Annotated in this window: 14 protein-coding genes; 8 read left to right on the top strand and 6 right to left on the bottom strand. The window is 72.4% G+C overall.

All coding sequences use genetic code 11. The annotated features are described in order from the left end of the window. Window positions 1–95: 95 nt before the first annotated feature. The 4 genes from ACZ4W9_RS05715 to ACZ4W9_RS05730 all read right to left on the bottom strand — a co-directional run bounded on the left by ACZ4W9_RS05715 (window position 96) and on the right by ACZ4W9_RS05730 (window position 5,027). Window positions 96–2,327: a HelD family protein gene (locus tag ACZ4W9_RS05715; RefSeq protein WP_467933434.1), complete on the bottom strand. Its 2,232-nt coding sequence runs from the start codon at window positions 2,325–2,327 to the stop codon at window positions 96–98. Between the two features lie 183 nt (window positions 2,328–2,510). Then, complete coding sequence (gene trxA / locus ACZ4W9_RS05720) at window positions 2,511–2,843, bottom strand: thioredoxin (RefSeq protein WP_467933435.1); 333 nt, start codon at window positions 2,841–2,843, stop codon at window positions 2,511–2,513. Then, window positions 2,840–3,265: a MerR family transcriptional regulator gene (locus ACZ4W9_RS05725; RefSeq protein WP_467933436.1), complete on the bottom strand. Its 426-nt coding sequence runs from the start codon at window positions 3,263–3,265 to the stop codon at window positions 2,840–2,842. Before ACZ4W9_RS05725 ends, trxA begins: the two co-directional genes overlap by 4 nt. An 88-nt stretch (window positions 3,266–3,353) precedes the next feature. Then, window positions 3,354–5,027: an MFS transporter gene (locus ACZ4W9_RS05730; RefSeq protein WP_467933438.1), complete on the bottom strand. Its 1,674-nt coding sequence runs from the start codon at window positions 5,025–5,027 to the stop codon at window positions 3,354–3,356. A 127-nt stretch (window positions 5,028–5,154) separates the two neighbouring features. Between ACZ4W9_RS05730 and ACZ4W9_RS05735 the strand changes: the two genes are divergently transcribed. Continuing rightward, window positions 5,155–5,769 (top strand): TetR/AcrR family transcriptional regulator, encoded by a 615-nt coding sequence (locus tag ACZ4W9_RS05735; protein WP_467933439.1) that lies wholly within the window; start codon window positions 5,155–5,157, stop codon window positions 5,767–5,769. A gap of 99 nt (window positions 5,770–5,868) precedes the next feature. On the opposite strand, the gene ACZ4W9_RS05740 is transcribed toward ACZ4W9_RS05735, so the two are convergent. Next, complete coding sequence (locus tag ACZ4W9_RS05740; RefSeq protein WP_467933440.1) at window positions 5,869–7,248, bottom strand: cation:dicarboxylate symporter family transporter; 1,380 nt, start codon at window positions 7,246–7,248, stop codon at window positions 5,869–5,871. A gap of 153 nt (window positions 7,249–7,401) precedes the next feature. Between ACZ4W9_RS05740 and ACZ4W9_RS05745 the strand changes: the two genes are divergently transcribed. The 5 genes from ACZ4W9_RS05745 to ACZ4W9_RS05765 all read left to right on the top strand — a co-directional run bounded on the left by ACZ4W9_RS05745 (window position 7,402) and on the right by ACZ4W9_RS05765 (window position 12,975). Further along, window positions 7,402–9,036 (top strand): sensor histidine kinase, encoded by a 1,635-nt coding sequence (locus ACZ4W9_RS05745; protein ID WP_467933442.1) that lies wholly within the window; start codon window positions 7,402–7,404, stop codon window positions 9,034–9,036. After that, window positions 9,033–9,725, top strand: a complete 693-nt coding sequence (locus ACZ4W9_RS05750) for a response regulator (protein ID WP_467933443.1) — start codon at window positions 9,033–9,035, stop codon at window positions 9,723–9,725. The genes ACZ4W9_RS05745 and ACZ4W9_RS05750 overlap by 4 nt, the downstream gene beginning before the upstream one ends. A 189-nt stretch (window positions 9,726–9,914) precedes the next feature. Beyond that, complete coding sequence (locus ACZ4W9_RS05755; RefSeq protein WP_467933444.1) at window positions 9,915–11,288, top strand: extracellular solute-binding protein; 1,374 nt, start codon at window positions 9,915–9,917, stop codon at window positions 11,286–11,288. After that, a complete protein-coding gene (locus tag ACZ4W9_RS05760; protein ID WP_467933446.1) occupies window positions 11,285–12,148 on the top strand; it encodes a carbohydrate ABC transporter permease in 864 nt (287 codons plus the stop codon). The genes ACZ4W9_RS05755 and ACZ4W9_RS05760 overlap by 4 nt, the downstream gene beginning before the upstream one ends. After that, window positions 12,148–12,975 carry a carbohydrate ABC transporter permease gene (locus tag ACZ4W9_RS05765; RefSeq protein WP_467933447.1) on the top strand — a complete coding sequence of 276 codons (828 nt, stop codon included), beginning with the start codon at window positions 12,148–12,150 and terminating at the stop codon, window positions 12,973–12,975. Before ACZ4W9_RS05760 ends, ACZ4W9_RS05765 begins: the two co-directional genes overlap by 1 nt. Window positions 12,976–13,105: 130 nt before the next feature. Here the strand turns inward: ACZ4W9_RS05765 and ACZ4W9_RS05770 are convergent, their stop codons facing one another. Next, window positions 13,106–14,131, bottom strand: a complete 1,026-nt coding sequence (locus ACZ4W9_RS05770) for an ATP-dependent 6-phosphofructokinase (RefSeq protein ID WP_467933448.1) — start codon at window positions 14,129–14,131, stop codon at window positions 13,106–13,108. Between the two features lie 193 nt (window positions 14,132–14,324). On the opposite strand from ACZ4W9_RS05770, the gene pta reads away from it, so the two are divergent. Together pta and ACZ4W9_RS05780 are read left to right on the top strand one after the other, a co-directional pair. Then, window positions 14,325–16,427: a phosphate acetyltransferase gene (pta, locus tag ACZ4W9_RS05775; RefSeq protein ID WP_467933450.1), complete on the top strand. Its 2,103-nt coding sequence runs from the start codon at window positions 14,325–14,327 to the stop codon at window positions 16,425–16,427. Next, window positions 16,424–17,635, top strand: a complete 1,212-nt coding sequence (locus tag ACZ4W9_RS05780; protein WP_467933451.1) for an acetate kinase — start codon at window positions 16,424–16,426, stop codon at window positions 17,633–17,635. Before pta ends, ACZ4W9_RS05780 begins: the two co-directional genes overlap by 4 nt. The last annotated feature ends 37 nt before the right edge of the window (window positions 17,636–17,672 follow it).

Here is a 17,672-nt window from a genome sequence, read left to right on the forward strand (position 1 = left end):
CCCCCCCCCCCCCCCCCCCCCCCCCCCCCCCCCCCCCCCCCCCCCCCCCCCCCCCCCCCCCCCCCCCCCCCCCCCCCCCCCCCCCCCCCGGCCCGTCAGACCGCGTCCACCAGCCCCTTGGGGAGCGACCCGGTGTGCAGCACGCCCAGGCGCTGGGTGGCGCGGGTCAGGGCCACGTACAGGTCGCTCGTGCCGTAGGCGGCCGGTTCCACCACCAGGACGGAGTCGAACTCCAGGCCCTTGGCCTGGCGGGGGTCGAGCAGGACCACCGTCCGGGTCAGGTCGGGTTCCGCGCCCGCCGTGACGCCGTCCAGGCGCGCGGCCAGGGCACGGTGCAGCGCTCGCGGCGCGACGACGGCCAGCCGGCCCTCCTCGGGGGTGAGTTCGGCGACCGCCTCGGCGACCGCACCGGGCAGGTCTCCGGCGGCCCGCCGCACCCAGGGCCGTACGCCGGTGGAGCGCACCGAGCTGGGCGGCTCGAAGTCCGGGTGCGCGGCGCGGACCACGGCCGCCGCCAGGTCCATGATCTCGGCCGGGGTGCGGTAGTTGACGCCCAGCCGGGTGTGTTCCCAGCGGTCCTCGACATAGGGCGCGAGGATGTCCGCCCAGGAACCGACGCCGGCCGCCTCCGCGGTCTGCGCGGGGTCGCCGACCAGGGTCATCGAGCGGGTCGGGCTGCGCCGCATCAGCAGCCGCCAGGCCATCGGCGACAGCTCCTGCGCCTCGTCCACGATGATGTGCCCGAACGCCCAGGTGCGGTCGGCGGCGGCCCGCTCGGCGGCGCTGCGGTGGTCGGCCTCCTCCTGGCGTTCGGCGAACCGCTCGGCGTCGATGATGTCGTGCGCGGACAGGACCTCGCTGGCGTCCGGGTCGCCCTCCTCCTTGTCCTCGAACTCGTAGGTCCGCGAGGCGTAGGAGACGTCGAGCACGCCCTGCGCGTAGGCCACCTGGGTCTCGCGTTCGCGTTCGGCGCGGGCGCGGGCCAGCCGGTCGTCCTCGCCGAGGAGTTCGGCCGCCTCGTCCAGCAGCGGGACGTCGGCGACGGTCCAGGCGCGGGTCACCGGCCGGCGGATCGCGTCGGCGTCCTCCTCGGACAGGTAGCCGTCGGGCCCGGCGAGGAAGTCGGCGACCAGCCGCTGCGGGGTGATCCGGGGCCACAGCTGGTCGACGGCGTCCCAGACCTCGGGATTCTCGGCGATCTCGTCGCGGATCTGGGTGATGTCGGAGGCGTCGAGCAGGCTGCTGCCGTCGTAGGGGTCGGTGCCCACGCGCTCGGCGTACAGCTCGGTGAGCGTGTTGAGGATGTGGCCCTCGAAGTACTCGCGGGCCGCGTTGTGCGGCAGCCCGGCGGCGCGGGTGCGCTCGCGGGCGACGCCCACCAGGCCGTCGTCCAGCATCAGCACCTCCCGGTCGTGCTCGATCGCGATCACCGGGTCCGGCAGGGCCTGCCGGTCGCGGACGACGGCGGCCAGCACCTCGGCCATCTCGGCGCGGCCCTTGACGGCGGCGGCCTCGGGGGTGTCGGCCGCGGTGGCCTTCACCCCGGGGAACAGCTCGCCGACGGTGGCCAGCAGCACGCCGGTCTCGCCGAGGGAGGGCAGCACCTCGCCGATGTAACCGAGGAAGGCGGGGTTGGGGCCGACGATGAGGACGGCGCGGCGGGCCAGCAGCTCCCGGTGCTCGTACAGCAGGTACGCGGCCCGGTGCAGCGCCACCGCGGTCTTGCCGGTGCCGGGTCCGCCCTCGACGACCAGCACCCCGCGGTGCGGCGCCCGGATGATCCGGTCCTGCTCGGCCTGGATGGTCTGCACGATGTCGCTCATCCGGCCGGTGCGCGCCGAGTTCAGCGCGGCCAGCAGCACGGCGTCGCCGTTGTGGTCCTCGTGGCCGGTGCGGGTGGCGTCGCCGAGGTCGAGGATCTCGTCGTGCAGGGAGGTGACGGTCCGGCCCTCGGTGGCGATGTGCCGGCGGCGGCGCAGGCCCATCGGGGTGTGGCCGGTGGCCAGGTAGAAGGGGCGGGCGACGTCGGCCCGCCAGTCGATCAGTACGGGGGTGCGCTCGGCGTCGTCCTCGCGCAGCCCGATCCGGCCGATGTGGTGTGTGGCGCCGTCGGCCAGATCGATCCGGCCGAAGCAGAGCGAGCCGTCCACGGCGTTCAGCGCGGCGAGCAGCCCCGAGCGCTCGGCGACCAGGATGTCCCGCTCCAGCCGGGCCTGCATGGGCTTGTCGCCCTGGGCGAGCGCGTCCGCGACGGAGGTCTCGGTCTCGCCGCGCAGGACGTCCACGCGTGCGTACAGTCCGTCGATGAATTCCTGTTCGCCGCGCAATTCACCGTCGGGAAATTCGCTGTTAGACAGATCCGCGTTTGACAATGCCGCTCCCGCCCGCATATACTGTGGCCACTGGACTTCTTCACGGCTTTCCATAAGGAAGTCGTGAACCACTGAATATAGGCAGAAAAATCCCCCGAGCGCAATTGCCCGGGGGATTTTTCGCGATCGGCGGCCGTGTCACAGCACGTCGGCCAGCTCCTCCAGCAGCCGCCGCTGGGGACGCGCGCCCACCATCGCCTTCACCGGCTCACCGTTCTTGAACACCATGAACGTCGGCATCGACAGCACCTTGTAGGCGTTCGTGGTGTCCGGGTTGTGGTCCACGTCCAGCTGGACGACCTTGAGCCGCTCGCCCTCCTCGGCCGCGAGCCGGCTGAGCACCGGCGCCATCTGCCGGCACGGCGGACACCAGTCGGCCGTGAACTCCACCAGCACCGGCAGTTCCGATTGCAGGACCTCCGTCGCGAAGTCCGCGTCCCCCACTTCCGCCACACCCGCCGCTTTGCTCACCGCTGCCCTCCCAGTTCGCACACGGGCTCCGGACCTCCCGGAACCAGCGCCTCGGCGGCCAGCTCGTCGCGTGCCCGTTCGGCCCGCGCCAGCTGCCCCGCGACCGTTTCCCGCACGGCGGTCAGCTGCCCGATGAGCGCGTCCAGCTCGGCCAGCTTGTGCCGGTAGACCACCAGCGAGGCCGGGCAGGAGTCGCCCTGCGGATGACCGGCCCGCAGACACTCCACGAACGGCCGGGTCTCCTCCAGGTCGAAGCCGAAGTCCCGCAGGGTGCGGATCTGCGCCAGCAGCCGCAGATCGCCCTCGTCGTACGTGCGGTGCCCGTGGGCGTCGCGCCGGGCCGGCAGCAGCCCCCGGGACTCGTAGTAGCGCAGGGTGCGGGTCGTGGTTCCGGCCCGTGCGGCCAGCTCGCCGATTCGCATGTCCCCGACGGTACGGGTTGACGTCGGCGTCAACGCAAGACCGGCCGGGACGGCGGTCCCGGCCGGTCTCGCGCTCCCCCGAGCAGGGTCAGGCGGTCGTGCTCTCCGCCGGCTCCTTCCCGGCGTCCTCCGCCTGGGGCCCGGCGGCCTCCCGGCGCGGCAGCAGGGCGGCCACCAGGACCGTGCCGACGCCGAGGACCACCGCGCCGACCAGGCTGGTGTGGGCGACCGCGTCGGAGAAGGCGGAGCCGACCGCGTCGGCCATCTGCCGGGCGCCGGAGGCCAGCTCGCCCGCCTGCTGCTTGAGCTGCGCGGCCTGCTGCGGGTCGGTCGCCTGCTGGGCCTGCGCGGCGGCCTGGTGCGCCTTGTCCCCGATGCCCTGTGCGACGGCGTACCCGGCGCCGACCGAGTCCTGCGCGGTGTCCAGGGCGTTCGCCGGGAGCTTGCCGCCCTGGGTGGCGTCGGCCAGGTGACCGCTGTAGGAGGTGGCCAGCAGCGAGCCGAGGATGGCGATGCCGAGCGAGCCGCCCAGCTCCAGCGAGGTGTCGTTGACGGCGCCGCCGACGCCCAGCTCCGACTCCGGGAACGCGCCCATGATGGCGTCGGTGCAGGGCGAGAGCGCCAGGCCTATCGCGAGGCCCAGGATGATCAGGGGCGCCACGAAGTCGGCGTACGTGGAGGCCGCGTCCACCCGGGTGAGCAGGGCCAGGGCGATCGTGCCGCCGGCCATGCCCGCGCCGACGGTCCACTTCATGCCGACGCGCGGGGTGAGCAGGGCGGTCAGGGCCGAGCCGACGAACACCGCGCCGGCGAGCGGCAGCATGCGCACACCGGTCTGCAGGGCGTCGTAGCCGAGGACGAACTGCAGGTGCTGGGTCAGGTAGTAGAAGGCGCCGAAGACGGCCAGGAAGAACAGGGCGACGGCGAGGTTGGAGCCCGCGAACCGGCGGGCGGTGAAGCGGCGCACGTCCAGGATCGGGCGCGGGTGGCGCAGCTCCCACAGCACGAAGGCGACCAGGCCCACGCCGGCGACGACGGCCGCGCCGATCGCCTTGGCGCCCCAGCCGAAGTGCGGTCCCTCGATGATCATGTAGACGAGCGCGCCGGTCCAGATCACCGACAGCACGCCGCCGACGTAGTCGATGCGGTCGTGGTGGCCCGCTTTGGAGGGCGGGACCAGGACGAAGGCGGCCACGAGCGCGACGGCCGCGACCGGCACGTTGATCAGGAAGGTGGAGGACCAGCCGTGGTCGCGCAGCAGGGCGCCGGCCACCACCGGTCCGGCGGCGATGGCGAGCCCGGCGGTGGCGGTCCACAGGGTGATGGCCTTGGCCCGTTCGCCGCGCGGGAAGGTCGCGGCGAGCAGCGAGAGCGTGGCCGGCATGATCAGCGCGGCGCCGACGCCCATCACGGCGCGGGCCGCGATGACGGTCGCCGAGCTGTCGGCGAGGTAGCCGAACACGGCTCCGCCGCCGAACACCACCAGGCCGAGGACGAGCGCGCCGCGCCGGCTGTACTTGTCGCCGATCGCGCCGAGCAGCAGCATCAGCGCCGCGTACGGCACGGTGTAACCGTCGATCACCCACTGGAGGTCGGCGCTGGAGAGCCCGAGGTCCTTCGTCATGTCGGGCGCGGCGACCGTGAGGGCGGTGTTCGCCATCACGATGATCAGCAGGCTGAGGCAGAGCACCAGCAGCGCCCACCATCGCCGGGCGTAGGGGCGCTCCATCCTCTCGACCGGTTCGGTCATGACGAGTCGCATGGCAGGGATCGCCTTCCTCGGGTACGCGACGGACTTGCACAGTAACGTGCAATTGCACAACTATGTGCAATGTACGGCGTTGCACAGGGCTGTGCAAGTCCAGTCGGAAAGGGGGCGGGAAGGCACAATGACCGCCATGACCACGGGTAACACCAGCCGCGCCGACGCGAACCGGCGCCGCATCCTCGACGTCGCCCTCGCGGAGCTGCTGCGCGACCCCGACGCGTCCATGGACCAGATCGCCCGCGCGGCAGGCGTCGTACGGCGGACGGTGTACGGCCACTTCCCGAGCCGTGAGGCACTGATCAGCACGCTCGTCGACGAGGCGGTGCAGGCGCTGGCGGACGCCGACGCGGCGGGCCGGGCGGGGGTGACGGACCCGGCGGAGGCGGTGGCCCGGTCGGTGCTCGCGGTCTGGCAGACCGCCGACCGCTACCGGCTGCTGATCGCGCTGGCCCAGCGGACGGTCACCGTCCAGGGCATCCGCGACCGCCTCGCCCCCCTGCGCGAGGCGAAGGTACGGCTGCTCCAGCGCGGGCTGGACACGGGCGTCTTCCGCTCGCCGCTGCCCGCGCCGGCGCTGGCCTACGTCCACGAGCAGATGCTGTTCGCCCTGATGGAGGCGGTGAACGACGGCCTCCTGGCGGCGGCGGAGGCGGGCCGCTCGGCCACGGTCGCCGTGCTGACCGCGGCGGGCGTACCCGCCTCCCGGGCCATGGAGCTGGTGGCCGAGGTGTCGTAGAAGTGCCGGGGGCCGGCACGGGACCGGCCGCCCGGCCCCGGTTCAGGCGGGGCCGGACGGCCGGAGCGGGAAGGTGCCGCAGCGGGACCGTGCCGGTGCTCAGGCCTTGACCAGGCCCTCCTCCCGGACCTCCGGGGCCTCGCTCACCGAGGACCGCCCCTCGTCGAGCAGCGTGGTCTCGTCGAACGGCACCTCCCCGGCCAGCACCCTGCGCACCCGGTCCTTGTCGATCTCCTTGGTCCACGTCCCGACCAGCACCGTCGCCACCGCGTTGCCCGCGAAGTTCGTCAGCGCTCGCGCCTCGCTCATGAACCGGTCGATCCCGACGATCAGCCCGACACCGTCGACCAGGGCCGGCTTGTGCGACTGGAGGCCGCCGGCCAGCGTGGCGAGGCCCGCGCCGCTGACCCCGGCCGCGCCCTTCGACGCCAGCAGCAGGAACAGCAGCAGCGGGATCTGCTCGCCGACCGACATCGGCGTGCCCAGCGCGTCCGCGATGTACAGCGACGCCATGGTCATGTAGATCATCGTGCCGTCGAGGTTGAAGGAGTACCCCGTCGGCACGGTGATGCCGACCACCGGCCGGCTCACCCCCAGGTGCTCCATCTTCGCGATCAGCCGGGGCAGCGCGGACTCCGAGGAGGAGGTGGACAGGATCAGCAGGAATTCCCGGGCGAGGTACTTGAACAGGGAGAACACGTTCAGTCCCGCGACGATCCGCAGCAGCGCGCCGAGCACCAGGAAGACGAACAGGAAGCAGGTGACGTAGAAGCCGAGCATCAGCACGGCGAGGCTCTTGAGCGCGTCGACGCCGGCGGAGCCGACCACGGCCGCGATCGCGCCGAACGCGCCGGCCGGCGCGGCCCACATCACCATCGACAGGATGCGGAAGACCAGCCGCTGGAGGTGCTCGATGCCGCGCAGCACCGGCTGTCCGGCCGCGCCCATCGCCTGGAGCGCGAACCCGGCGAGCAGCGCCACCAGCAGCGTCTGGAGCACCTCTCCCTGGGTGAACGCGGACACGAACGTCTTCGGGATGATCGACAGCACGAAGTCCACCGGCGGCAGCGCGTCGCTCTCCACCTGGGCGTGCCCGCTGTCGCGCAGCGCCTCGGTCAGGTGCAGCCCGTCGCCGGGGTGCAGCACATTGCCGACCACGAGACCGATGGCGAGCGCGACGAGCGACATCACCAGGAAGTAGCCGAGGGCGATGCCGCCGACGGCCCCCACCTTCGCGGCCTTCCGTACCGAACCGATACCGAGCACGATCGTGCAGAAGATGATCGGCGAGATCATCATCTTGATCAGGTTCACGAAGCCGGTGCCCAGCGGTTTCAGCTCCACCGCCGCGTCGGGCCAGATCAGCCCCACGGCGATGCCGAGCGCGACCGCCGCGATGACGGCGATGTACAGGTAACGGGTCCGGTCCCGCTGGGCGCGGGGTGCGGCAGGTGCCGTATCGGCGGGGCTGGCGGCCACGACTGCCCTCCTTGACGTCTTCGTCGGTGCGCGACCGGCGTGCGGCTCACGTCCGGGCGTTGCTGGGAATGCCGTGACTATCTCCCGGCCTGTGAGGGCGGTCACCCTTCCGTTCATTTAGTTCACGATCGGACGGAGAGGCACACTGCTGGCATGCGCGTCCCCCACCTCCCCCGGCCCCGCAGCCTGGCCGGCCAGCTGTTCGCCATGCAGGCCGTGCTGATCGCGGTGGTCGTGGCCGGGTACGCGCTGTTCACCTACGTCAGCGACCGGCGGCAGGCCGAGGAGGCCGCCGCCCGGCAGGCCACGGCGGTGGCCCGGTCGGTCGCCGACGCCCCCTCGGTCCGCGCGGCGATCAGCGGCCCGGACCCCACGGCCCGGCTGGAGCCGTACGCCCTCCAGGTCACCCGGGACGCCAACGTCGACTTCGTGACGATCATGGATCCGTCCGGCATCCGCTGGACCCACCCGGACCGCGGGCAGATCGGCAAGCGGTTCCTCGGCACCATCGGCCCCGCCCGGCGCGGCCGTACCTTCACCGAGACCTACACCGGCACGCTCGGCCCGTCCGTCCGCGCGGTGACCCCGGTCAGGGACGGCGGCCGGATCACCGGGCTGGTGAGCGCCGGCATCAAGGTGGAGACGATCAGCGCCCGGCTCCGGAACCAGGTCACGGCCCTGCTCGGGGTGGCCGGCGGGGCGCTCGCGCTGGGCGCGGTCGGCACGTACGTGATCAACGCCCGGCTGCGCCGCCACACCCACGGCATGAACGCCACCGAGCTGAGCCGGATGCACGACTACCACCAGGCGGCGCTGCACGCGGTCCGGGAGGGGCTGCTGATGCTGGACGGCCAGTACCGGGTGGCGCTGGTCAACGACGGCGGCCGGGAGCTGCTGGGCCTCGGCGGCACGCCGGACGCCGACCCGGTCGGCCGCTCGGTGGCCGGCCTCGGCCTGCCGGCCCCGCTGACCGGCGCCCTGCTGTCCTCCGAGCCCCGGGTGGACGAGGTGCACCTGACGGCGTCCCGGGTGCTGGTGGTGAACACCTCCCCGGTGTCCGGGGGCGAGCGCCGGGGCACGGTCGTGACGCTCCGGGACGTGACCGAGCTCCAGTCGCTGATGGGCGAGCTGGACTCGGAGCGGGGCTTCACGCAGGCGCTGCGCTCGCAGGCGCACGAGGCCGCGAACCGGCTGCACACGGTCGTCTCGCTGATCGAGCTGGGCCGGGCCGGGGAGGCGGTCGAGTTCGCCACCGCCGAGCTGGAGCTGGCCCAGGCCCTCACCGACCAGGTGGTGGCGGCGGTGAGCGAGCCGGTGCTGGCCGCGCTGCTGCTGGGCAAGACCGCGCAGGCGCACGAGCGGGGCGTGGAACTGGTGGTCTCGCCGGACAGCCGCCTGGACGACGGCCTGCTGCCGGCCGAGCTGCCGGCGCGGGACCTGGTCACGATCCTCGGCAACCTGATCGACAACGCGGTGGACGCGGCGCAGGGCAGCGCCCGGGCGCGGGTCACCGTGACGGCGTACGCCTCGGGTGCCGGACTCGTGCTCCGGGTGGCGGACACCGGACCCGGTGTCGACCCCGCCCTGGCCGGCCTGGTATTCCAGCGGGGGTTCTCCACCAAGCCGGCCGGGCCGGGCGGGCGGGGACTCGGGCTGGCCCTGGTCCGGCAGGCGGTGACCCGCCACGGGGGCACGCTGACGGTGACGGAGTCCGGCGGGGACGGCGAGGACGGAGCGGTGTTCGAGGTGCGGTTGCCCTTGCGCGTGGTGCCGGGCGGTGGCGGATGACGGACGAGGGGCAGCCCCTCCGCGTCCTCGTCGTCGAGGACGACCCGGTGGCCGCGGACGCGCACGTGATGTACGTCGGCCGGGTGCCGGGGTTCGTCGCGGTCGGGAAGGCGCACACGGGCGCGGAGGCACGGCGGATCCTGGACCGCACCCCGGTGGACCTGCTCCTGCTGGACCTGCACCTGCCGGATGTGCACGGTCTGCAGCTGGCCCGGTCCCTGCGGGCGTGCGGGCACCACGCGGACGTGATAGCGGTGACCTCGGCCCGGGACCTCGCGGTGGTGCGGGAGGGCGTCTCGCTGGGCGTCGTCCAGTACGTCCTGAAACCGTTCACGTTCGCGACACTGCGGGACCGGCTGGTGCGCTACGCCGAGTTCCACGCGGCGGTGGGCGAGGCGAGCGGCCAGGACGAGGTCGACCGGGCCCTGGCGACCCTGCGCGCCCCGGCGCCGGCGGCCCTGCCGAAGGGGCTGAGCGCACCGACGCTGGAGCGGGTCACGGGCACGCTGCGCGAGGCACCGGAGGGCCTCACGGCGGCCGGGGCGGCCGAGACGGTCGGCATCTCCCGCATCACGGCCCGCCGCTACCTGGAACACCTGGTCGACTCGGGCCGGGCGGCCCGCAGCCCGCTCTACGGTCAGGTGGGGCGCCCGGAGCTGGTGTACCGGTGGGTCCCGCAGGGGCGGTGAGGGGCCGGCCCCGGACATCGGCGCGGTCGCGCACCCCGCCCCGGACGGCGTCCGCGCGGACACCCGGCGCGCCCGGCCGCGGGGCACCGGCGCGCTTCACCCCGCAGACGCATTGACCTGACCGGACCAGCGCTCTTACCTTCACACGGCAGCCATCTCCGCGCCACCCCCACGTGCGCTCAGGAGGTCATGCCCGTGCGCCCCACCGCCGCCCTCTCCGCGTTCCTCGCCGCCGCCCTCTCCGCCGCCGCGCTCACCGCATGCGGCAGCGGCTCCGGCCGCGGCCCGGACACGATCAAGGTGTCGTACAAACAGTCCACCGACAACTCCGTCAAGGTGATGGACACCTACCTCGCCGGCGTCAAAAAGCAGTTCGAGCGCGAACACCCCGGCAAGAAGGTGGAGTTCGTGCCGATCAAGGCGCCCGACGCGGAGTACTACACCAAGCTCCAGCAGATGATGCGCTCCCCGCGCACCGCACCGGACCTGGTCTACGAGGACACCTTCCTCATCAACTCCGACATCACCAGCGGTTACTTGAAGCCGCTCGACGCCTACCTCGCCACGTGGCCGGACTGGAAGCAGTTCATCGGCACCGCGAAGGCGGCGGCCAGGGGACGGGACGGGAAGACCTACGGCGTGCCGGACGGCACCGACACGCGCGGACTCTGGTTCGACAGGCGGGTGTTCGCCAAGGCCGGCCTGCCGCCGGACTGGCAGCCGAAGACCTGGGACGACGTCCTGGCCGCCGCCCGCACCATCAAGCGGAAGGTCCCCGGCGTCGTCCCGCTCAACGTCTACACCGGCAAACCGGCGGGCGAACGGTCCACGATGCAGACCTTCGAGATGCTGCTGTACGGCACGGGCGACGGCTCCGCCGACCCGCTGTACGACGACCGCAGCGGGAAGTGGGTCGTCGGGTCGCGGGCCTTCAGGGACGCGCTCGCCTTCGTGGAGACCGTCTACCGGGAGAAGCTCGGCCCCGACGTCTCCGACGCCCTCGACCCCAACTTCTCCACCACCGTCGCCGGCGAGCTGCTCCCCCGGGGCGGCCTGGGCATCGCCCTCGACGGCTCCTGGCTGCCGCTGACCTGGCAGCCGGGCAGCGGGCACCCCTGGCCCGACTGGTCCCGGAGGCTGGGGCTCGCCGCCATGCCCACCCGGCACGGCCAGGCGCCCGGCAAGGTGAGCATGTCCGGCGGCTGGACCTGGGCCGTCCCGGCCAAGGCGGCCAACCCCGACCTCGCCTTCGCCTTCGTGCGGACGCTCCAGACGAAGGACAACGCCCGCAGGTGGTACATCGCCAACTCCGGAATCGCCGTGCGGAAGGACGTCGCCGCCGACCCCGCGTACGCCACCGCCCAGCCCGGCCTCGAGTTCTTCACCGGCCTGGTGGCCCACACCCACTACCGGCCCGCGTACCCCGCGTACCCGAAGGTGTCGACCGCCGTCCAGGAGGCCATGGAGGGCGTCACAACCGGTGACGTGTCCGTGGCGAAGGCGGCGAGCGGCTACGACGCCACGGTCGAGGACGTCACCGGCGGCCGAGTGGTCCGCAGGTGAGGCGCGGGCACCCGGCCCTCCGGGCCCTCCCGCTCGCCCCCGCGCTGGTCCTGCTGCTGCTCTTCCTCGCCGGGCCGATCGCCTACTGCGTCTGGATCGCCTTCACCGACCTCCAGCTCACCGGCCAGGCCCACTCCTCCTTCACCGGCCTCGCCAACTTCCGCCGGGCCTTCCACGACGACGCGTTCCTGAACGCCGTCCGGCTGACCCTGGTGTTCACCGTGCTGTCCTCGCTCATCGGGCAGAACACCCTCGGGCTCGCGCTGGCCGCGCTGATGAGACGCGCCTCGAAACCCGTCCGCACCCTCACCGGCGGGGTGGTGATCACCGCGTGGGTGCTGCCGGAGGTCGTGGCCGGGTTCCTGCTGTACGCGTTCTTCCGCCGCGAGGGCACGCTGAACGCCGTCCTGGACTGGCTGCACCTGCCCCGGCAGAACTGGCTGTTCACGCTGCCCGTCCTCGCCGTGTCCTTCGCCAACGTGTGGCGCGGGACGGCGTTCTCGATGCTCGTGTACTCCGCCGCGCTGGACGGGATCCCCGCCGAGATCACCGAGGCCGCCGAGGTGGACGGGGCCGGCGGGTGGCGGCGGCTGTGGCACATCACGCTGCCGATGATCCGCCGCTCCATCGGCACCAACCTGATGCTCAACACCCTGCAGACGCTCTCCGTCTTCGGGCTGATCTGGGTGATGACCCGGGGCGGCCCCGGCCACCGCAGCCAGACACTGCCGCTGTTCATGTACGAACAGGCGTTCCAGAACAGCATGATCGGGTACGGCACGGCGGTCGCACTGCTCCTGCTGCTGGTCGGCTCCCTGTTCTCCGTGGTCTATCTGCGGCTGCTGCGGACGGAGGTCTGATGCCCCGCGCCCGCCCCTCCCGCCGGCTCGCCGCCGATCTCGCGCTGCTCGCCGTGACCGCCGCCTTCGCCCTGCCGCTGGCCTGGGTACTGCTGTCGGCCCTGGACCCGGGCGCCGGTCTGCGGGTCCGGATCCCGGACGGGATCGGCCTGGACAACTTCCGCGCCGTCCTCACCCCGGACATCACCTACACCCCGCTGCTCAACAGCCTGCTGCTGTGCGGCGGCGGCACGGCGCTGACCGTCGGCTGCGCCGCCCTCGCCGCGTATCCGCTGTCCCGGTTCCCCTCCCGGCTGAACCGGCCGTTCCTGCTGACCATCCTGTTCGCGACGAGCCTGCCCATCACGGCGATCATGGTGCCGGTGTACGCCCTGTTCGTCCGGGTGAACCTGATCGACACCCTCCAGGGCACCGTCTTCTTCTTCGCCGCCTCCCAGCTCCCCTTCGCCATCTGGCTGATGAAGAACTTCATGGACGGGGTGCCGAGGGAACTGGAGGAGGCGGCCTGGACGGACGGGGCCTCGGCCGCGCAGTCGCTGGTGCGGATCGTGCTGCCGCTGATGGGGCCGGGGCTGGGCGTGGTGACCGTGTTCTCGTTCGTGATGATGTGGGGGAACTTCTTCGTCCCGTTCATGCTGCTGCTCAGCCCGGACCGGATGCCCGCCTCGGTGAGCGTCAACGACTTCTTCGGCAACCGGGGCATGGTGGCCTACGGCCAGCTCGCCGCGTTCTCCGTGCTCTACTCGACGCCCGTGATCCTGCTGTACGTCCTGGTGGCCCGGCGGCTCGGCGGCGGGTTCGCGCTGGGCGGGGCGGTGAAGGGATGACGCGGGGCGGCGGTGGCACCGGGTGCCGGGGCCTTCTGGCGGCCCGTGACGGACCGGACCGCCTGAGCCGCGGGACGGGCGCCCGGCCGGGGACCGGCGCGCCCGGCCCGGAAGGCCGACGGTGCCCGGCCTAGAAGACCGACTCGGCCTCGTCCATGCGGTCCTTCGGCACGGTCTTCAGCTCGGTGACCGCCTCGGCGAGCGGCACCATCACGATGTCGGTGCCGCGCAGCGCGGTCATCTTGCCGAACTCGCCGCGGTGCGCGGCCTCCACGGCGTGCCAGCCGAAGCGGGTGGCAAGGACGCGGTCGTAGGCGGTGGGGACGCCGCCGCGCTGGACGTGGCCGAGGATGACCGGCTTGGCCTCCTTGCCGAGGCGCCGCTCCAGCTCGTAGGCGAGGGCGGTGCCGATGCCCTGGAAGCGCTCGTGGCCGTACTGGTCGATCGCGCCCTTGCCGTAGTCCATGGTGCCCTCGGCGGGGTGGGCGCCCTCGGCGACGCAGACGACCGCGAACTTCTTGCCGCGGGCGAACCGCTCCTCGACCATCTTGACCAGGTCGGCGGGGTCGAAGGGCCGCTCGGGCAGGCAGATGCCGTGGGCGCCGGCGGCCATGCCGGACTCCAGGGCGATCCAGCCGGCGTGCCGGCCCATGACCTCCACGACCATCACCCGCTGGTGGGACTCGGCGGTCGTCTTCAGGCGGTCCATCGCCTCGGTGGCCACGCCGACGGCCGTGTCGAAGCCGAAGGTGCGGTCGGTGGAGGAGATGTCGTTGTCGATGGTCTTGGGCACGCCGACGACCGGCAGACCCGCGTCGGAGAGCATGCGGGCCGCGGTGAGCGTGCCCTCGCCGCCGATCGGGATCAGCGCGTCGATGCCGAACTCCTCGACCATGTCGGCGGCGCCCTCACAGGCCTCGCGCAGCCGGTCGCGCTCCAGCCGGGAGGAGCCGAGGATGGTGCCGCCGCGGGCCAGGATGCCGCTGACCGCGTCCAGGTCGAGGGTGCGGTAGTGGCGGTCCAGCAGGCCGCGGTAACCGTCCTCGAAACCGATGACCTCGTCGCCGTACTGTGCGACCGCCCGGTGCACGACCGACCGGATCACGGCGTTCAGGCCGGGGCAGTCGCCGCCTGCGGTGAGAACTCCGATACGCATCGTGCTGTGTCTCCTGCTCGCTGTCGTGTGCCGGTGAGCCAGTGACGATTCTTTCACGTCCGCCGGGGCGGTGAAGTCCTGACGGGCGCCTTATCCGGCGGCAGGGGTATTGTCAAGAGGGTTCGGCTCACCTCGGTGGGCGATTTTTATGCCGCAGAGGCGACAGAAGCGACATGAGGAACGGAGTGGACACGTGACGCGCAGCGTGTACGTGACCGGGATCGACCGCGGTGACGGCCGCCAGGTCGTGGAGCTGGGGGTCATGGAACTCCTCACCCGGCAGGTCGACCGGGTGGGCGTGTTCCGTCCGCTCGTCCACGACGGACCCGATCGGCTGTTCGAGCTGCTGCGGGCCCGGTACCGCCTCGCGCAGGACCCGGCGACCGTCTACGGCATGGACTACCACCAGGCGTCCGCGCTCCAGGCCGAGCGGGGCACGGACGAGCTGGTCTCCGTCCTCGTCGACCGCTTCCACCTGGTCGCCCGCGACTACGACGTGGTGCTCGTCCTCGGCACCGACTTCGCCGGCACCCAGCTGCCGGACGAGCTGTCCCTCAACGCCCGGCTCGCCAACGAGTTCGGCGCCTCGGTGATCCCGGTGGTGGGCGGCCGCAAGCAGACCGCCGAGTCGGTGCTGGCCGAGACCCGCAACGCCTACCGCGCCTACGACGGGCTCGGCTGCGACGTGCTGGCCATGGTCGCCAACCGGGTGGCCCGCGAGGACCGCGACGAGATAGCCGAGCGGCTGGTGAACCGGCTGCCGGTGCCCTGCTACGTGGTGCCGGACGAGCCCGCGCTCTCCGCACCCACGGTCGCGCAGATCGCCCAGACCCTGGACGCCAGGGTGCTGCTCGGCGACGACTCCGGCCTGGCCCGGGACGCCATGGACTTCGTCTTCGGCGGCGCCATGCTGCCCAACCTGCTGGGCGCCCTGACCCCGGGCTGCCTGGTGGTCACCCCGGGCGACCGGGCCGACCTGGTCATCGGCTCGCTGGCCGCGCACAGCGCCGGCACCCCGCCGATCGCCGGTGTGCTGCTGACGCTCAACGAGGTCCCGCGCGACGAGATCCTCACCCTGGCCGCCCGGCTCGCCCCGGGCACCCCGGTGCTGTCGGTGTCCGGCAACAGCTTCCCCACCGCCGAGCAGCTGTTCTCCCTGGAGGGCAAGCTGAACGCGGCCACCCCGCGCAAGGCGGAGACCGCGCTCGGCCTCTTCGAGCGGTACGCCGACACCGCCGAACTGGCCCGCCGGGTCTCGGCACCGAGCAGCGACCGGGTCACCCCGATGATGTTCGAGCACAAGCTGCTGGAGCAGGCCCGCTCCGACAAGCGGCGCGTCGTGCTCCCGGAGGGCACCGAGGAGCGGGTGCTGCGCGCGGCCGAGGTGCTGCTGCGCCGGGGCGTGTGCGACCTGACCCTGCTCGGCCCCGAGGACCGGATCCGCAAGAAGGCCGCCGATCTCGGCATCGACCTCGGCGACACCCAGCTGATCGACCCGGCCGCCTCCGGTCTGCGCGACGCCTTCGCCGAGAAGTACGCGGCCCTGCGCGCCCACAAGGGCGTCACGGTCGAGCTGGCCTACGACGTCGTCTCCGACGTGAACTACTTCGGCACCCTGATGGTCCAGGAGGGCCTGGCCGACGGCATGGTCTCCGGCTCGGTGCACTCCACGGCCGCCACCATCCGGCCCGCCTTCGAGATCATCAAGACCCGGCCGGACGCCTCGATCGTCTCGTCGGTGTTCTTCATGTGCCTGGCCGACAAGGTGCTGGTCTACGGCGACTGCGCGGTCAACCCGGACCCCGACGCCGAGCAGCTCGCCGACATCGCCATCCAGTCGGCGGCCACCGCGGCCCGCTTCGGCGTGGAGCCGCGGATCGCGATGCTGTCGTACTCCACCGGCACCTCCGGCTCGGGCGCCGACGTGGACAAGGTGCGCGAGGCCACCGAGCTGGCCCGCTCGCGCCGGCCGGACCTGAAGATCGAGGGCCCGATCCAGTACGACGCGGCCGTGGAGCCGTCCGTCGCCGCGACCAAGCTGCCCGGCTCCGATGTCGCCGGACAGGCGACGGTCCTGGTCTTCCCGGACCTCAACACGGGCAACAACACCTACAAGGCCGTGCAGCGCTCGGCCGGCGCGATCGCCGTCGGCCCGGTCCTGCAGGGCCTGCGCAAGCCGGTCAACGACCTGTCCCGCGGCGCCCTCGTCCAGGACATCGTCAACACGGTCGCCATCACGGCGATCCAGGCCCAGACCCCCGCCCAGAACCCCAGCGAGAAGGCGTCCCAGCAGTGACCTCCCCCACCCGTGTCCTCGTCCTCAACTCCGGTTCGTCCTCGCTGAAGTACCAGCTGCTGGACATGCGGGACAGCAGCCGGCTCGCGGTGGGCCTGGTCGAGCGCATCGGCGAGCAGACCTCCCGGATCGAGCACACCTGCCTGACCAGCGGCGACACCCGCGAGCACAGCGGCCCCATCGCCGACCACGAGGCCGCCCTCAAGGCGGTCGGCGAGGAGCTGAGCCGTGACGGCCTCGGCCTGGACTCCCCCGAGCTGGCCGCCATCGGGCACCGGGTGGTGCACGGCGGGATGTTCTTCACCGAGCCCACCGTCATCGACGACGAGGTGCTCACCGAGGTCGAGCGGCTGATCCCGGTCGCCCCGCTGCACAACCCGGCCAACCTCACCGGCGTCCGCACCGCCCGGGCACTGCGCCCCGACCTGCCGCAGGTCGCCGTCTTCGACACCGCGTTCCACACGACGATGCCGGAGTCCGCGGCGCGCTACGCCATCGACCCGAAGATCGCCGACCGCCACCGGATCCGCCGCTACGGCTTCCACGGCACCTCGCACGCCTACGTCTCCCGCCAGACCGCGCGGCTGCTGGGCAAGGACCCGTCCGAGGTCAACGTGATCGTGCTGCACCTGGGCAACGGCGCCTCCGCCTCCGCGGTGGAGAAGGGCCGCTGTGTGGACACCTCCATGGGGCTGACGCCGTTGGAGGGCCTGGTGATGGGTACGCGGTCCGGTGACCTGGACCCGGCCGTCATCTTCCATTTGGCCCGGGTTGGGGATATGTCCATGGACGAGATCGACACTCTTCTGAACAAGAGGAGCGGTCTGTTCGGTCTGTGCGGGGACAACGACATGCGGGAGATCCGCCGCCGGATCGACGAGGGCGACGAAGAGGCGGCGCTCGCCTTCGACATTTACATTCACCGGATCAAGAAGTACATCGGCGCCTATTACGCGGTGCTCGGCACCGTGGACGCGGTGGCCTTCACCGCCGGGGTCGGCGAGAACGCGGCACCGGTGCGGGAGGCGGCGGTCGCGGGCCTGGAGGGCCTGGGCCTGGCGGTCGACCCGGAGCGCAACGCCGTACGCGGCGGCGGGGCGCGGCTGATTTCGCCGGCCTCCGCCCGGGTGGCGGTCGCCGTGGTGCCGACGGATGAAGAACTGGAGATCGCGACGCAGACCTACGCACTGGTCGGAAAGAACAACTGAATAGCACCTGAGCGGTGTGCCACTCATTTGTATCTTC

The organism is Streptomyces sp. NPDC029296 (genome assembly GCF_055569255.1).